This is a genomic window from Bacteroidota bacterium (assembly GCA_039714315.1).
Classification (GTDB): Bacteria; Bacteroidota; Bacteroidia; order Flavobacteriales; family JADGDT01; genus JADGDT01.
This window is the reverse complement of the sequence record JBDLJM010000060.1, coordinates 1-18,022: the sequence shown is the minus strand read 5'-3', so window position 1 is coordinate 18,022 and position 18,022 is coordinate 1. Positions and strand designations below refer to the sequence as shown.

General features: G+C 36.4%; 12 protein-coding genes. 9 read left to right on the top strand and 3 right to left on the bottom strand.

The window, feature by feature from the left end; all coding sequences use genetic code 11:
- On the bottom strand, window positions 1–944 hold a 944-nt coding region (locus ABFR62_07665), incomplete at its 3' end, for a hypothetical protein (GenBank protein ID MEN8138293.1).
- A gap of 205 nt (window positions 945–1,149) precedes the next feature.
- Between ABFR62_07665 and ABFR62_07660 the strand changes: the two genes are divergently transcribed.
- From ABFR62_07660 to ABFR62_07650, 3 genes are all read left to right on the top strand, one after another.
- Entirely contained in the window at window positions 1,150–1,827 is a 678-nt protein-coding gene (locus ABFR62_07660) for a hypothetical protein (protein MEN8138292.1), read from the top strand.
- A gap of 20 nt (window positions 1,828–1,847) precedes the next feature.
- On the top strand, window positions 1,848–2,636 hold the full coding sequence (locus tag ABFR62_07655) for a hypothetical protein (GenBank protein MEN8138291.1): 789 nt from the start codon (window positions 1,848–1,850) through the stop codon (window positions 2,634–2,636).
- A gap of 66 nt (window positions 2,637–2,702) precedes the next feature.
- Complete coding sequence (locus tag ABFR62_07650) at window positions 2,703–3,728, top strand: S41 family peptidase (protein ID MEN8138290.1); 1,026 nt, start codon at window positions 2,703–2,705, stop codon at window positions 3,726–3,728.
- Window positions 3,729–3,928: 200 nt separating this feature from the next.
- Here the strand turns inward: ABFR62_07650 and ABFR62_07645 are convergent, their stop codons facing one another.
- A complete protein-coding gene (locus ABFR62_07645; GenBank protein ID MEN8138289.1) occupies window positions 3,929–6,049 on the bottom strand; it encodes a M3 family metallopeptidase in 2,121 nt (706 codons plus the stop codon).
- Between the two features lie 241 nt (window positions 6,050–6,290).
- Here ABFR62_07645 and aspA point away from each other — a divergent pair, with 241 nt between their 5' ends.
- On the top strand, window positions 6,291–7,688 hold the full coding sequence (gene aspA, locus ABFR62_07640; GenBank protein MEN8138288.1) for an aspartate ammonia-lyase: 1,398 nt from the start codon (window positions 6,291–6,293) through the stop codon (window positions 7,686–7,688).
- Between the two features lie 115 nt (window positions 7,689–7,803).
- Here the strand turns inward: aspA and ABFR62_07635 are convergent, their stop codons facing one another.
- Complete coding sequence (locus tag ABFR62_07635) at window positions 7,804–8,766, bottom strand: DUF3078 domain-containing protein (protein ID MEN8138287.1); 963 nt, start codon at window positions 8,764–8,766, stop codon at window positions 7,804–7,806.
- A gap of 1,013 nt (window positions 8,767–9,779) precedes the next feature.
- Between ABFR62_07635 and dnaE the strand changes: the two genes are divergently transcribed.
- From dnaE to ABFR62_07610, 5 genes are all read left to right on the top strand, one after another.
- Window positions 9,780–14,327, top strand: a complete 4,548-nt coding sequence (gene dnaE / locus ABFR62_07630; GenBank protein ID MEN8138286.1) for a DNA polymerase III subunit alpha — start codon at window positions 9,780–9,782, stop codon at window positions 14,325–14,327.
- Window position 14,328: 1 nt separating this feature from the next.
- Complete coding sequence (locus ABFR62_07625; protein ID MEN8138285.1) at window positions 14,329–14,613, top strand: DUF202 domain-containing protein; 285 nt, start codon at window positions 14,329–14,331, stop codon at window positions 14,611–14,613.
- 17 nt (window positions 14,614–14,630) lie between these two features.
- Complete coding sequence (locus ABFR62_07620; protein MEN8138284.1) at window positions 14,631–15,101, top strand: nucleoside deaminase; 471 nt, start codon at window positions 14,631–14,633, stop codon at window positions 15,099–15,101.
- 38 nt (window positions 15,102–15,139) lie between these two features.
- The gene (locus ABFR62_07615; protein ID MEN8138283.1) at window positions 15,140–15,970 is read left to right on the top strand and encodes an ion transporter; all 831 of its coding nucleotides are present in this window, start codon (window positions 15,140–15,142) and stop codon (window positions 15,968–15,970) included.
- A gap of 165 nt (window positions 15,971–16,135) precedes the next feature.
- Window positions 16,136–17,566: a hypothetical protein gene (locus ABFR62_07610; protein MEN8138282.1), complete on the top strand. Its 1,431-nt coding sequence runs from the start codon at window positions 16,136–16,138 to the stop codon at window positions 17,564–17,566.
- Window positions 17,567–18,022 lie beyond the last annotated feature (456 nt).

Genomic DNA, 18,022 nt, shown 5'->3' with positions numbered 1-18,022 from the left:
AAAGTATCTTCTTCATTCTTTAACTTTTCAATCAGGTCATTATTAAACAATTCGTTTATCACATTCGGCAAATCATTCTCAATTTGCGACCATTCCTTACCTCCGTCTATGACTTCCTGAATCATAGCTGCATATGGTTCGTTAAATATATCAGTCAAAGGCCTGTTTATATATAACTGGTTATATGTTACCATTGGCATAACGAGGAAAACGGGAGTAGGATATGTATCTTCTTCTAAAATTTCCTCTATCACTGTCAACAGATCATATCCACCGGCTCCTGTCCCAACGGCTGTGACTTCAATATCATTGATATTTTCGCTAATATATTTGTATGTAGCTATACCGGAATATCCACCCTGCGAATACCCCGAAATAAAAAACTTGCCATTAGTTACAGCATCGGATGAAGAATGATTTCCCAAATATTCATTAATAGCATAATACATATCTATACTTGCTGTAGCCGTATACTCATAATCGTAATAGGGGTGTAAAATTTCTTCAGAAGATCCATAACCTATAAGATCAGGCACAAATACAATATAACCCATACCGGCAACAGCTTCGTATAAAGGAAAATCACTTTCGGAAGGAGCGTATTTATTATCGGTAATTGTCCCCCGCTCTACAAGCACAAGTGGATAGGAACCGGGAGTATCGGGCAGTGTTAAAGTACCTGAGGCCGTAATAGTATTATTATTATACTCCGTTTTGTATTCAAGCTTATAAGTTTTAATACCATTAACTACAACTGTCTCTATTCCGGGTAAGGGATAGACCTGTTCCAATGATGCTTCGGTATATTCATATTTACCTTCAACTGAGACAAAGTATAAATCTTCTTTTTCTTCCTCAGGATCATCTTCTTTCGAACATGAAAAGAAGAAAGAAAAGCTCACTATAAATAAAAACATTAATCTAAAATTGTAAAAATCTCTCATGTCATATTATTTTACTCATTAAGTACCAGTAATTTAGCGAAAAATCATGACGTGATTATTAATGAAGCTGTAAGAATTTATTATTTAACATATAAGAGCATTCTCATTACATTTCTTTTGCTAAGATTATTTTTTTGTTTTCATTTGTTAATATGTTTATACAGTACCTGAATGAATAAGAATTTACATCAATAAAAAAAGAATAATGACTAGATTTCTTCTATCAATATTATTACTTATACCAATTTTGGGAACTTCTCAGGATTTTTACTTCCCAACAGCTGCGGAGCTGAGTCATCCTGAGTTAATCATTAAAAAAGTTTCTATCTCCGATAAAAATACAGTGATAGAGTTGAGTGTCACAAATAGCATTATGGGAGGTTGGTTCTGTGCAGATAAGAACATATATCTGATCAACAAAGCTGACAATAAAAAATACAATCTTAAGGGAAGCAAAAACATCCCAAATTGCCCCGACAAACATAGTTTCAGCAAAATTGGTGAAAAACTTGAATTCACACTTTATTTTGACAAAATTGAAAATATTGGAGAAAGGATCGATCTAATTGAAAATTGTGACAATTCATGCTTTTTCTTCAAAGATATACTCCTCGACAATAAGAAAAATTCGGACATACACTTATTTGAAGCAGCTGTTGTCCAATTTGAAAATGGAAATATAAATCAGGCCGCTTCCAATTTCGAAAAAATCATTTCAGATATCCCCGATGAACCAACCCATGTTTATGGATTTACCTATTCGTATCTGTATAAAATAGCTTTAATTGAAGGAGATCAGCATAAAGCCAATACCTGGAAAGAAAAATTTTTAAATTCTAAACTACCAAATAAAGATTATTATTTGAACAACTTCAAATTATAACCTGTAAACAGTTATCAAATATGAACAAATTATACTTACTAGCATTATTACTAATAATAGGCAGTCTTAAACTAGATGCCCAAAGAATTGTATTCGAAGGACAGTTTCTGCAATTCAGCGTAGGGTCAAAGATTAGTACATTATACGATTATTCTGTAAGCCCTATTCATTACCAGGGACTTTCTGGTGTAACCAGGATAGGATATCGTAACAACTCACCTAATTTACAGTGGTGGGGAGAGGTTGATATAGACGCTGGGTATTATAACTCTTTCAACTATCCGAGTATATCAGACAGAACTGCCAACCAGATCACTGGAGGGTATGATTTTGGATTCACCAAACCTATTCATGAATTCACAAATGAGCTGTACCTATGGGCAGGATTCGGAGTTATGGGAAGATATAACTATAACTATTTTGAAGATTATTCCAACAGTCAGGACAATTATACTTTTTTAAACAGCTTCGCCCTGAATGGGATGTTACATTATACATTCAACATGTTTGACAGATGGGTTAGTCTTGAATGGGTAATGAAAGTACCGCTTGCTACATATTATATGCGCCCCGGTTACAGTGTTAATTTTCCAGATGATGAGATAGGAGAATCAGATCTGGTAACATTTAATCGCTACTATGAAATTGACAGCGAGTTAAGATTGGTTTTTCCTTTTTTGAACGAAAACAAAATTTCCTTGGAATACCATTGGGATTATTATAACTTGAACACTTCTAACAAAGTTCAATATGGATCACATGGTGTTTTTATAACAGCTAACTTCAAACTTAATTATTATAAAAAATAAGAACAGTTTTTGACTGTTACAACAACAACTTGATTTACATGTGAACGAAGCTTAATTGATAAACACATGAAATACCAAGTGTCACTTTATGTTTTTTTTGTTACCGGAGTTTTGCTCTTTTCTTCTTGCGAAAAGGTATTAATGGAGAAAGAGTTATCTGCAGATGCTGTAAATAACTTCAATACACTGGCTAAAACAATAGATGATAAATACTCATACCACATTCTTAAAAATATAAACTGGGATTCTATAGTAAAAGCCAATAGGTCAAAGATTTCCAACGAAATGAATATTTTTGAGGAATTCATGGTATATGATGAGATGTTATATGCCCTAAAAGACGGTCACGTTAATTTGTATTCCGGATTTGACATAAGCAGAAACTGGGAATGGTATCTCAACAGCCCTTCAAATTTTAACTGGGATATAATTGAAAGAAACTATCTAGGCGACAACTATCTTATTTCAGGAGGGTTAAGACATACAATACTTGTTGATAATGATAAAAAATATTCCTATGTATACTATGGAAGTTTCAGCTCAGGAATGTCGTATATCGACCTCGTTAAAAGCATAGCCATTCAAAGTAAGTCGAAGGGAATAATAATTGACGTTCGCAATAATGGTGGTGGATACCTCAGTCATGCCGAAGACTTTGCAGCACACTTTACAGATAAGAAAAAAGTCGGATACCTCGAATACTATAAGGCAGGACCTGAGCACGACGACTTTTCAGGGTCAATAGCCAATTACATCGAACCAAAGGGTGAAAGTTGGGATGGACCGGTGGTTGTTTTAACAAACCGTAAATGCTATAGTGCAACAAGTTTCTTTGTAACAATGATGAAAGAACATCCTAATGTTACAGTTTTGGGAGATGATACAGGCGGAGGTGCCGGTTTACCGGTTGACTATACTCTGCCAAATGGATGGTATCTGCGGTTTTCATCTACAAGGTGTACTAATGCCGATGGTGAAGACTTTGAATTAGGAGTTAGTGCAGATGAATATTTAGATTTAAATGAAAATGATATCCTGAATGGTATGGATACAATTATAGAAAGAGCCAAAGATATTATTGATGCTAATTAGATAGACAGGCTGGCAGGAAAGAGATAATTACAAAAATAAAGCCACTAATTCGCGAATTAATTAACCCACTAACGTTCGTTTTTTTAACGTTAGCGAAAATATAATTAGCGCATTCGCGGCTCCTTAACAATGTTGTCTTAGGTTGCAAAGAGTTCATATTCATCCGATGACTCAAAGTCATCGGATGAATAATTTACCTGTTAAAGCCCTTTTCTTTTCTTCAAAGCCTCAGTAGAAGGATCCTGACCTCTAAACTTTTTGTAAAGTTCCATACCGTCTTCCGAACCACCTTTCTCAAGAATATTTGTTCTGAATTTAGCGGCTGTTTCTTTATCGAAAATTCCATTTTCCTTGAAAGCCTCAAATGCATCAGCATCCAGAATTTCTGCCCATACATAAGCGTAATATCCCGAAGAATACCCTCCGCTAAAAATATGGTTAAAATAAGTGCTTCGGTAACGAACAACTATCTCTGAGACCATATTCATTTTAGCCATTGAAGCGTCTTCAAACTCATTTGCAGTTTTTGTATTAGCATCTTTTAGAGTATGCCAGTCCATGTCCAGTAATGCAGCAGATAAATACTCAACAGTTGCAAAGCCCTGGTTGAATTTACCGGCATTTTCCAACTTGGTAATTAACTCATCAGGAATAACTTCACCTGTTTCGTAATGTTTTGCATACATTTTCAAAACTTCAGAATCTAAAGCCCAGTTTTCCATTATTTGTGATGGAAGCTCAACAAAATCTCTTGCTACAGCAGTTCCTGTAAGACTTGGATAAACACCTTTTGACAATAATCCGTGTAGTCCGTGACCAAACTCGTGGAATAAAGTTTCTACTTCATCAACACTCAATAGTGAAGGCTTATCGGCAGTAGGTTTTGTAAAATTACACACGTTTGTAATAATCGGAGTAATTAATTTACCTTCAGCATCAACCGATTGTTTTCTATAAGAGTTCATCCATGCACCTCCACGCTTTCCGGCTCTTGGAAAATAATCAAGGTAGAATATACCTATATGTGTTCCGTCGGCTTCTTTAACTTCCCAAACAGTAACATCCTTATGATAAGTTTGAATATCGTTTCGCTGCTCGAAAGTGATACCGTATAATTTGTTTGCAACAGCGAATGCCCCGTCTCTAACATTTTCCAGCTTGAAGTAAGGACGTAATTCTTCCTCATCGAAAGCATATTTTTCTTTCTTCAACTTCTCTGCATAGTACCACCAGTCCCATGCTTCCAACTCAAATTTCCCGCCTTCTTTATCTATAATCTTCTGCAATTCCGAAGCTTCATACTTAGCTTTTGGCAAAGCAGCAGTCATAAGTTCATCTAATAACTTGTTAACATTTTCAGGTGTTTTAGCCATGTTAATATCTAAAACATAATTTGCCCAGGTATCGAAACCTAGTAAGTTTGCTTTCTCTATTCTAAGATTTGCAATCTTTGTAAGGTTATCTTTATTATCTAATTCATCTCCATGGTCTCCTTTAGTGATATATGCCTTAAACATCTTTTCGCGTAAATCGCGGTTATCAGCATACATCAGGAATGGGATCAAACTCGGCTTGTGAATTGTAAACAACCACTGTCCTTCTTTCCCCTCCGCTTTTGCCGCACCTGCAGCTCCTTGTATCACAGATTCAGGAAGTCCTGATAAATCATTCTTATCTTCAATAAATAACTTAAACTTATTTGTCTCAGCCAAAATATTCTCTCCAAACTTCAATGTTAATCCTGAAAGTTCCTTATTAATTTCGCGCATTCTCTCTTTAGCTTCTCCCTGAAGGTTAGCTCCATTACGAACAAAATCATTATATGTTTTTTCAAGAAGACGTTGCTGATCAGAGTTCAAATTCAATTCATCCTTATTTTCATAAACTGATTTAACTCTTTTAAACAAATCTTCATTTAGCGAAATGTCATCGCTGTGTTTAGACAACATAGGAGACAGTTCTGCCGCCAGCTTATTCATTTCTTCATTAGTCTCAGCAGATGTAAGATTGTAGAATACACTTGAAACTTTGTCCAGTTTCTTTCCACTATAATCTAATGCAGCAATAGTATTTTCGAAAGTTGCTGCTTCACTGTTGTTAACAATTGCTGCAATTTCTTCATTTTGCTCTTTCATACCTTCTTTAAAAGCAGGCATATAACTATCTATAGTTATAGTATTGAAAGTTGGTGTTTGAAACGGAGTTTCATAAATACCATCAAAAGGGGTTACCGCCATTTTTTCTTTCTTTTCTGTACCGTCTTCACTACATGACATCAACGATGAAACCACAGTAGCCAGTACCAATATATTTCTCTTCATAAGAACCTGTTAAATTTCTATATTAAAATTAATGGCCAAATATATAAAAAGTTGAATTTGTAAATCATGATATTTTATATGTTTAACATTTATATAACAACAGTTTTAATTACGCTATAAACCCCGCCCATCACAACTACTAACACAATGAAACAATTCTCTGTAATATTTTAGTGTAATCTTTCTATCTGAAAGATGGAAAGATTAGTTAAATTTGTGGCTCATTCATAAATATGGTGATATGTCAACAAGAATAGAAAGCGATTTATTAGGTGAAAAGAAAATACCAAAAGACGCATACTTCGGAGTTCAAACACAACGAGCTTTGGAAAACTTCAATATTTCATGGGCAAGATTAGACTCTCATCCAAGATTCATCAAAGCTCTGGCAGCTGTTAAAATTGCTGCTGCCAAGGCAAATAATCAGCTTGGGGTACTGGATGACAAACTAGCTGATGCAATTATAAAAGCCGGTGAAGAAGTTATGACCGGTAAGTTTGACCTCGAATTTCCAATCGATATGATTCAGGGTGGAGCCGGAACTTCTACCAACATGAACATAAATGAGGTAATTGCCAATAGAGCAAATGAAATTTTAGGGGGCAAGAAAGGTGAATATAAATACATTACACCAAACGACCATGTAAACCTTTCACAATCTACAAACGACGCATATCCTACCGCGATTAAAATTGCATTGATGGACATGAACGAAGACATGATTGTTCACCTTCAGGATTTAATAAATTCATTCAGAGCGAAAGGTGAAGAATTTGCCCATGTACTTAAAATGGGACGTACACAATTACAGGATGCCGTACCAATGACTTTAGGTCAGGAATTCGAAGCTTATGCTGCTACTCTGGAAGAAGAAATAGAACGCCTGAGACAAAATGCCAATTTATTTAAAGAGATTAATATGGGCGCAACTGCAATCGGAACCGGAATAAACTCAGTACCCGGTTATGCAGAAGTGTGTACCAGAGAATTAAGTAAAGTTGCAAACCACAAGTTTGTACTTGCCGAAAATTTAGTCGAAGCCACTCCCGATACCGGCTCATATGTTATCTACTCATCCGCAACAAAGCGCTTAGCTGTAAAACTATCAAAAATAGCCAACGACCTTAGATTGTTATCTTCAGGTCCCAGAGCAGGTTTCGGGGAGATAAACTTACCTAAAATGCAACCGGGCTCTTCCATCATGCCGGGGAAAGTAAACCCTGTGATTCCGGAAGTAGTGAATCAGGTTTGCTTTAAAGTTATTGGAAATGATTTAACGGTAACTTTTGCAGCCGAAGCAGGTCAATTACAGCTAAATGTAATGGAACCTGTATTAGTTCAAAGCATCATGGAATCGATAAAGCTTTTAGAAAAAGCAATGGATACTTTCCGTACAAAAGCCATTGACGGTATAACTGCAAACGAAGAAGTTTGTATGAATATGGTGAGAAACAGTATCGGAATTGTAACCGCTCTTAATCCATATATCGGATACAAAGCAAGTTCGAAAATAGCAAAAGAAGCACTGGAAACAGGGAAAGGAGTTTACGATCTGGTGTTGGAACACAAATTGCTTACAAAAGAAAAACTGGATGATATTCTTAAACCGGAAAGAATGATCAGACCGAACAAATTCTAATATATAAGCTCATGTAAATTACTTCTGACTGACTAGTCCTAAAAAAAACACCATCGAAAAACTTCGATGGTGTTTTTTTTAGACTGATCAAGTCATTGTATAATGTTCATACTAATTAATCTATTACATAAACCAAACCAACTCCAAGAGTAGATTTCAATTGAACTACCGGACCTGATTTCGACACCCCATCTTCCATTCTGTCGATCTTAATATCGTCGTCATAAAGTGTATTCAACACAAATTCAGCCGTAACATATTTAGATACAACCAAATTCAGTTTAAATACCCAGTCAACATCAACATTCCCAAAACTTTCAAGATAGTTTGAGAACAATCTAAGGTTGTTTTCCATGTAAAAATTATCGGTAAAAGTTTGCTTCCAATATCCGTCAATGTTTGCCCCAAGCTCCCATCGGCTATTACTTCCGGCATCAACACCATAGGCTCCCCGGGCAGAAAGTGCATCATCTAAAACAAAAGTAGCTTTAGCTGCCAAAGGCGATATATTAACCTTAAAATTTTCAGAACTTTTAAACTCGGCTCCCGGTGCTAATGTTAAGTATCCCGGTGCCATGAATTTTGACCCAAGCCTCGTATCTGTAGCACCCACCATATATGGATTTCCTGATGGATCTAAAAATGGATCTCCATTGTCGTTTAATGCTTCGGTTTGATACGAAAAATCTTCATAACCTTCGGCAAACTGGGTTTTGAAATTCATCAAAAAAGAGTAAAACCATTTAGAACCATCAATCTGATATCCGTAAGCCGAAGTAAAATCAATCCTGTCTTCTGTTTTTTCGAAATCCTGATTTGCCTGCTTATTAAGCCCGTACATTAAGATCAACCTGTTATCCCAGGTTGTTTTATCTTTCTTGTAGTTGTACTTGTAATCTATAGATATCAATCCCGACATAGCATTAGCTCCACCTGCTGCCCAATTCGAAAGAGCAACACTTCCAAGTGTGATCTTATTCTCTCCGCTAAAGCTCCAGGCCTTAGTAGTATCTTCCTGTGCTTTTAAACTAAAAAATGAAATTGATAATAGTAATAAAAGTGTAGTCTTTTTAATCATAATTTCTTGCTTTAAAAATCGCGGCAAGATACAAAAAAAAACCTCCCAGGGTTAATAGGAGGTTTTCATCTTTTCTAAGAAATTTTTCGTTGTAGTTTTTTAATAAATCTCTTAGCAAGTTGTCCTTTGATAGTTCTTTCACGTTTGAAAACATAAACGTTATCAATTGAATCTAACATCTCGCTGGATACTCTTTGGCGGCGGGCGCTGATCACTTCCGTGAACATACGACCATCCATGTTGTAGCTAATTCTCACCATTGTTGTAGTTTTTTAGGTTTAGTAAATTTGATTTACTTAATCCCCAATACCATTATGGGAATACAGGTCAAATATACAAATTATTTAGTTTTCAACAAATTACTGTTAATTATTAACAATAATTTATATTTCTTACAACAGGAAATAGTGAAAATCGAGATTTGAACTAATTGCCTTCATTAAGATGAAGCCTTTTTCCTACACATGAAAAGCTAACTGATTGCTTTTCATGTCATTCCAATTTTTGGAACTAATTTCCCAACATCGCTTAACGCAAACAATACTTACAAACACCTTGTTAATAACTTTAACATGTCAAGTTTTCAACAGGAAGTAACAAATTCATATATTAAAGCCCGGACAATTTACAGTGAGGAGTATCCTATCCTCCTCATGTGAAGACTGAACTGAATCTTGCGAAGTAAAATTAGAGAAAATGTGCTTTTGGATATAAAAAATATTCGACTTTAAACAGTATAGAACATCATTTATTAAACTTCATTATAAATCATTTGTTACAAGTACTTAACACTTCATTCATCACATTTCTAACACACCTGAATTATTAACTAATATTGACGCAATTAATTTATTAGAAATTACACATAATTGTTAATAAACAATTTCAAAAAACCACTTATATAGATTGATTAAATTTAAATTTACCCTTTCATTTTTTTTTAGTATAATACCAATATATTATAGAGATTTATATAATTAAATCCACCTTACATTACAAATAACATATTTCAGATGTATATAATTTTTGATACAGAAACAACCGGATTGCCAAAAAATTATAATGCCCCTGCAACCAATTCCGACAACTGGAACAGGTGTGTACAATTAGCTTGGCAAATTCACGATGTTTCCGGAGAATTAACAGAAGTTAAAAATTTCATCATCAAACCCGAAGGATATTCAATCCCTTTTAACGCGGCTCAGGTTCACGGTATTACAACCGACAGAGCCAAGAAGCAAGGGATGCCACTGGAATATGTTCTTAATGAATTTAATAAAGACCTTGAAAAGTCAAGCTTTTTAGTAGGGCACAATATTAACTTTGACGTCAATATTGTTGGAGCGGAATTTCATAGAGCAGGAATAAAACCCAGCAAGGTTTTTGATGATGCACTTGTTGAGCTTGAAAAGATCAAGGAAATAAGAGAGCTCAACGAGCAAAAGAAAAGTCTGAATGACAAGTTATTAATAACTGAGAAGCAACAGGAAATAACATCTCTTCAAAACAAGTATAAACTAAATCACACTTCTAACCCTGTAAATACACTTGATACTGGTGGTAATTGGGGTTTAATTGAATACGACACTGAAACAAAAAGCTATACAGGCTCAAGACTTTTACGTCCAACACTAACGAAACTATATAAGTCTTTATTTAAGGAAGGGTTTGCAGAAGCGCATAATGCATCAGCCGATGTTGAAGCTACAACAAGGTGTTTTCTCGAGCTAATCAGGAGCAATGATAAATATACCGATTACTGGAAAATAGATAACGAATCGGTAACAACTCTTAGAAGCAACAATCCTAAACCATTCGAATTAATAGGGCTAAACATCGAGCCTTACAAACCCATACATAAAAATATTGATACTGATGAATCTGTTGAAACTACCACAGATTTAGAAAGTGGAACAGATGTTGATCTCAGTGAGCATCAATATTCTCACATTCATAATCATACATCTTATTCCATACTTTCTGCCACAACAGAAATAAATACTTTAATAGACACGGCAATAGAAATGGGCATGCCGGCCGTGGGAATGACAGATCACGGTAACATGTATGGAGCCTATCATTTTGTTAAAAAAATTAACGACTCAAACAAAGAGGTAGACGACTACAATAAACAAATTGAAAGTGGTGAAATTGACGGTGAAAAGAAAGATCCGCTTATTAAGGGAATGGTTGGCAGCGAATTCTTTATCGCTGAAGATTATAAAAGATTAAAATTTACCAAGGACAATCCCGATAGAAGATTTACCCAGGTATTACTGGCTAAAAATAAAAAGGGATATCACAATATTTCAAAATTGAGTTCATTTGGACATATTGATGGACTTTATGCAGGGATTCCAAGGATAGGTAAAGAGCTACTCGAAGATCATAAAGAAGGAGTAATTGCTTTAACCGGAAGTTTAACAGGCGAAATACCTAACCTTATACTAAACACAGGTGAAGAAAAAGCTGAAGAGGCTTTTAAATGGTGGCTGGATATTTACGGAGACGACTTTTACGTTGAAATAATCAGACATGGGCTTGAAGAAGAAAACTATGTCAACGAAGTAATGCTCCGCTTTGCGAAGAAATACAATGTTAAATATATTGCACAAAACAATACCTACTACCCCAAAAAGAAAGACTCCGAAGCTCACGATATACTGCTTTGTATAAGAGATGGTGAGAAGAAATCTACCGAAATAGGCAGGGGAAGGGGTTTTAGATTTGGATTCCCAAACAATGAGTTTTATTTTAAAACTCAGGACGACATGAAGGAGTTGTTTAAAGATATTCCTGAATCTATAGCGAATATTAAACACCTTACCGATAAGATCGAGCCATACGTTCTTGCCCAACCGGTTTTATTACCCGAGTTTGACATCCCTGATGAATTTAGAGACCCACAAGATAAAGTTGATGGTGGAAAAAGAGGTGAAAATGCTTATTTAAGGCATATCACTTACGAAGGAGCAAAAAAACGATGGGGAGAAGAACTTAATGATGAAATTAGAGAACGCTTAGACTTTGAACTCGACACCATTAAAATGACCGGTTATCCGGGATATTTTCTTATCGTGCAGGATTTCACAACCGAGGCCCGAAACATGGGGATTTCGGTAGGCCCGGGACGTGGATCTGCTGCCGGATCGGCTGTGGCTTACTGTACAGGAATCACCAATATCGACCCTATAGAATACGATTTACTTTTTGAGAGGTTCCTGAACCCTGACAGGGTTTCACTTCCCGATATCGATATTGATTTCGACAATGAAGGAAGACAAAGAATTATTGAATTTGTTGTTGAAAAATATGGAAAGAATCAGGTAGCCCAAATTATTACCTATGGTACTATGGCTGCTAAATCGTCTATCCGTGATACGGGTAGAGCATTAGACCTGCCACTTTCTGAAACTGATGGGATAGCTAAACTTATCCCGGATATAAAGTTGAAAAAACTTTTTGGCATGAACGATAAGGATCTTGCCGACAAGTTGAAAAATAACTCTGAAGATATCGACAGGGCGAACCAGTTAAAAAACCTGTCAACCGGACACGACCTGACTGCAGAGGTAATTAATCAGGCCAGAGTACTGGAAGGATCTGTAAGGAATACCGGAATTCACGCCTGTGGAGTGATCATTACTCCTTCCGATATCAGGGAAGTTGCCCCAATGTCGACTGCCAAAGACTCTGATCTATTGGTTACCCAATTCGACAACTCGGTTGTTGAAAATGCGGGATTACTAAAAATGGATTTTCTGGGACTGAAAACCCTTACCCTGATAAAAGATGCCGTTACCATTATCAAGAAACGACATGGCGTTGAGCTCGATCCGGATGAAATATCTTTAGAAGACGAAAAAACATACGAACTTTTCCAGCGGGGTGAAACAATTGGTGTATTCCAATATGAATCTCCCGGTATGCAAAAATATCTTCGCGAATTAAAGCCATCAACTTTTGCCGATGTAATTGCCATGAATGCTTTGTACCGTCCGGGACCTCTTGAATATATTCCTTCGTTTATCAAACGAAAACACGGAGAAGAGGAGATTACTTACGATATTGATGCATCAAAACTTTACCTCGAAGAAACCTATGGTATTACTGTATATCAGGAACAGGTGATGCGTTTGTCGCAGCTACTGGGGAATTTCACAAAGGGTGAAGCCGATATGCTCCGTAAAGCTATGGGTAAAAAGATTTTTGCCTTACTGGATAAATTAAAACCTAAATTCTTAGACGGTTGTGAGGCTAACGGGCACGACAGGAAAAAGGCCGAAAAAATGTGGACCGACTGGGAAGCATTTGCATCTTATGCTTTCAACAAATCACACTCTACGTGTTACGCTTATATTGCTTTTCAAACCGCATACCTAAAAGCACATTACCCGGCAGAATACATGGCCTCGGTTTTAAGTAACAACATGAACGATATTAAAACTGTTACCTTCTTCATGGAAGAATGTAAGAGAATGGGTATTGAAGTTCTTGGACCTGATGTAAACGAATCCGAATACAAATTCACCGTTAATAATGAAGGTGCTATTCGTTTTGGTATGGGGGCTATAAAAGGAGTTGGTGAAGGTGCTGTTGAAGCTATTGTTACCGAAAGGGAAGAAAATGGCAACTATAGCAGTATTTTTGATCTTGCTAAAAGAGTTAATTTACACGCTGCTAACAAAAAAGCCTTTGAAAACCTTGCTCTTGGTGGAGGATTCGATTCTTTCGAAGGTATTCACAGAGCACAATACCTGCAGGTAGATACAAAAGGAGAGCAGTTTATTGCAAAGGCAATGAAATTTGGAAGTGCCTACCAACAAAGTAAAGACTCCTCGCAGGTATCTCTCTTTGGTGAAGAATCGGAAGTGCAAATTCCGGAACCTATTATACCTCAATGTGAACCATGGGGCAACCTGGAAGAATTAGCCAGAGAACGTGATGTTGTTGGCCTATATATAACAGGACATCCTTTAGACGACTATAAAGTTGAAATAAAACACTTCACTAATGCAGGGATGATGGATTTCAACGATATGAGCAAAATGGCTAATAAAGAAGTTAAATTTGCAGGTATTCTTTCAGAAGTTCAACATCTTACTGCCAAAAATGGAAATGGATTTGGTAAATTTACAGTATCCGATTTCAACGACAGTCATAATTTCATGATGTTTGGAGAAGAGTACATGAAATTCAAACATATGATGATGGATGGTGCATTCCTGTATTTCAGATCGATGGTAGTACCCCGTTTTGGAAATATGAATAACCTGAATGTTAAATGGAATAGCATTCAGTTGCTTTCGGATATAATGAATCAGATGGTGAAGAAAATCACACTTTCTCTTTCATTGAACAACATTAATGAAGAAAGGATAATGGAACTGGAGAATTTGATTGAAAATCACCCCGGAGAACACCAGCTGAACTTTAAAATAGTTGATCCGGAAGAAAAAATCGAAATCGATTTGAAAAGCTCCAGAAGAAAAGTAGGTATTAATAAGGATTTCATCACATACTTAGAACAACTTGATGGAGTATTCTATAAATTGAACTAGCATGGACACATTATCTTCAGGCGAAAAACTGGCCATTGACAGAACAAAGCTTGCAAACGAAAGAACATTCCTGGCATATTTTAGAACTGCTGTTGGTTTTATTGTTGCCGGTATGACAATAATCAGGATTCACTTATTCGAACAGGTAGAGTTTGTTGGAGAAGCACTGATAGCTTTGGGTCCAATTTTAATATTTATCGGACTCTATCAGAGGAGAAAGGTATACAGGAGAATTCGGTCTTATTATAAAGAAGAACATTGTGCTGATTACGAAAAACACTTATAGTATAATATCTGATTATTATGAATGATGAGTTTTATATTCGGGAAGCAATTAAGGAGGCCGATAAGGGCATTATTAATAACGAAGGTGGTCCTTTTGGAGCTGTAGTAGTGAAAAATGGCGAAATTATCGGAAGAGGCAATAACAGGGTTACATCAACCAACGATCCTACTGCCCATGCCGAAATTATTGCTATTCGCGATGCCTGTAAAAATCTAAGCTCTTTTCAGCTGGACGATTGCGTTATTTACTCATCATGTGAGCCCTGCCCCATGTGTTTAGGTGCAATTTATTGGGCCAGACCAAAACGTTTGGTATTTGCTTCTTCGAAACACGATGCGGCAGATGCCGGTTTTGACGATAATTTTATTTATAATGAAATAGCCCTTCCCAAAGAAAAAAGAATGATAGAAACTCAACAAATCCTTCAGAATGAGGCTAATCTTATTTTTGAAAAATGGAAACAAAGTACTGATAAAACAAAATACTAATACCGGTTTACAGGTAGAATTATACCTAATATTTTAATATGAATAATTTCAGACAAAAAGCATTCGACGCTATACTTTCAGACGGAGAAAAAACTACCAAAGGCGACAGGTTTGATAAGTATATTACAATTCTTATCGTTTTAAATGTGATTGCTGTGGTAGCAGAATCATATCCCGAATTAGAGGAGAAATATCATGCCTTTTTTATGTACTTCGAATTCTTCTCTGTCATAGTATTTTCTATAGAGTATCTAATTCGTATCTGGACAGCTCCACTACTCTATCCCAACACCCCACAATGGAAGGCAATATTGAAATTTATTTCTTCTCCATTGGCGATAATCGATTTACTGGCGGTAGCACCATTCTATCTGCCCTTCATTTTCATAATCGACTTAAGGTTTATCAGAATTCTTCGTTTACTTCGTTTGCTGAGAGTTCTGAAACTATCGCGTCATTCGGAATCATTAAGGATGATATCGCGGGTATTGAGAAAGTCAAAATCACAACTGGGCGTAACATTTTTTGTTGTGTTCATACTAATAATTGTTTCAGCTTCGCTGATGTATTATATCGAAAAAGATGCACAACCCGGGGCTTTCCAAAATATAGGCCAGGGATTTTGGTGGGCAGTTGCTACACTCACTACAGTTGGTTATGGAGACATATATCCAATAACAGCCTTGGGTAAACTTATTTCGGGGATAATTGCTATCCTGGGAATAGGACTGGTTGCATTACCCACAGGTATCATAAGTTCTGCATTTATGGATGAACTTAGCAATGACAGAAATGATGAAAAATTATGCTCTTTTGACCATTCAATGATGACCACAAGATATTGTCCACACTGTGGCGAAAGGCTTTAAAACAATGATAACTGAACAATAATTTTTTGGTTATCATCAAATTTAATACTTTGCACGCCTAAACTAACAAAGTAATTCTATGAAATCCCGTAAAAGTTGGCTTTTACCAACCACTATAGTTGAATTTTGGGATTCCATATGACCGAAACATAAAATTAAATACATATGAAGAAAATTTACACATCGCTTCTTGTGATTGTATTATTTGGCATGGCTGCAAATGCACAGGAAACTGAAGACAGAGATACTTCTGAAGTGAAAAAAGGCTGGAGTTTCGGGGTCTTGCCCGCTGTTACTTATAACACCGATTTAGGCTTACAATATGGAGGCTTAATAGACTTGTACAATTTTGGAGATGGTGAAATCTACCCTAACTACTACGAACGTTATTATCTGGAAATTTCAAGATTTACAAAAGGAAATGGAATTAACAACTTTGCTTTTGAATCGAACAGACTATTAAAAGGAAGTACTGTATTTTTCGACCTGATGTACCGTACCGATAAGCAGTACGACTTCCTTGGGGCTAACGGATACGAATCGATGTATAATGTTGATTGGGTTGATGGGGGAAAACATGAAAAAGATGATCATGAAGACTATCATTCGAAAATGTTTTATAAAAACGAAACGAACTTTTTCAAAGTTAAGGCTGATGTCTTAACTCCGATAAATGATAAATGGAGCTGGTCTGCCGGTTTTGAATATTACAATTACACAATGTCTTCGTTTGATGCAAGCGAATACAATGACGGGAGAAAATATGACGATGAAAAGGTGCCGGAATTAAATACTATGCCGGGACTTTACGACCGCTACGTAAAATGGGGACTGATAGATGAAGAACATGCCGAAGGTGGCAGATTTGGCGGCCTGAAAGCCGGAATCATGTACGACACAAGAAACAGTGTGTCGAACGCAACAAAAGGTATCTGGACCGAACTGGTGTTTTTCTATGTTCCGGAATTTCTTTCGAGCCCAAAACACTCATACTTAAAATTAAACTTTACCCATCGACAATATTTCACTCTTATTCCTAAAAAATTAAGTTTCACCTATAGACTTGGTTATGCAGGTAATATTTATGGAGATGAACCGTATTATGCTCTTTCCAACATGTATGCTGTAATGCTAAAAGGTGCTCCTCAATTTGGTTTGGGAGGTGCTTATACACTAAGAGGAGTAAAAAGAAATCGTGTAATTGGTAACGGAGAAGCGTGGTTAAATGCCGAGTTTAGATGGAAATTCTACAAGTTTAAAATGTTTAAACAGAATTTTTATCTGGGATTAAGTGCATTCTTCGATGCCGGTCGTGTGGTACAACTTCTGCCTCTAGAAGATAAGGTGAACGAAGTAAATGCCGAACATCCTCTAACCGACAGTAATTATTGGGGAGAATACGCAATTGGATACGAAAATGATGATACAATCGATGATTACTTCAACTTCGGAGCAGAAAAACTACACATGTCTGCAGGACTGGGATTCCAGGTGGTAATGAACGAAAACTTTATTGTAAAAGTTGATTACGGTAGAACATTCAATATTCAGGATGGCCCTTCGGGTATGTATATTGGTCTTAACTATCTGTTCTAGGATATTTCAAATATAAATTTTAGCCCTCTGGTTTAAATTAAATCAGGGGGCTTTTTTTATCTATGATACTTATAGACCGTCATCTCGACCGGAGCGTAGCGCAATGGAGAATTCGAAGAATCGACGAAGTCAGATCTCATGACACAAAACAATATCCCCCCACTACCGCGATATCTGTGGGTGAAAAATATTATTGTCATGAGTTGATGACAAAAAGCGAGCTTTAGCGAGTATATAATTCGTGCATTAGCGGCTAAAAAAATATGTTGTCATAGGTAGAACCAAGTTTTTTTTCAAAAATTGCAACCCGCCTGACCGGACGGGCAGGTGAGCTGATGACAAAAAAATAACCGTAAAGTAACGCAATTGCGCAGTGCCTCGGCTTAGCCGACGGAAGCAATCATGAACACCCACTATAGACTCTCGTGAATAAAGGTATGCGCAACGTAACGCAAA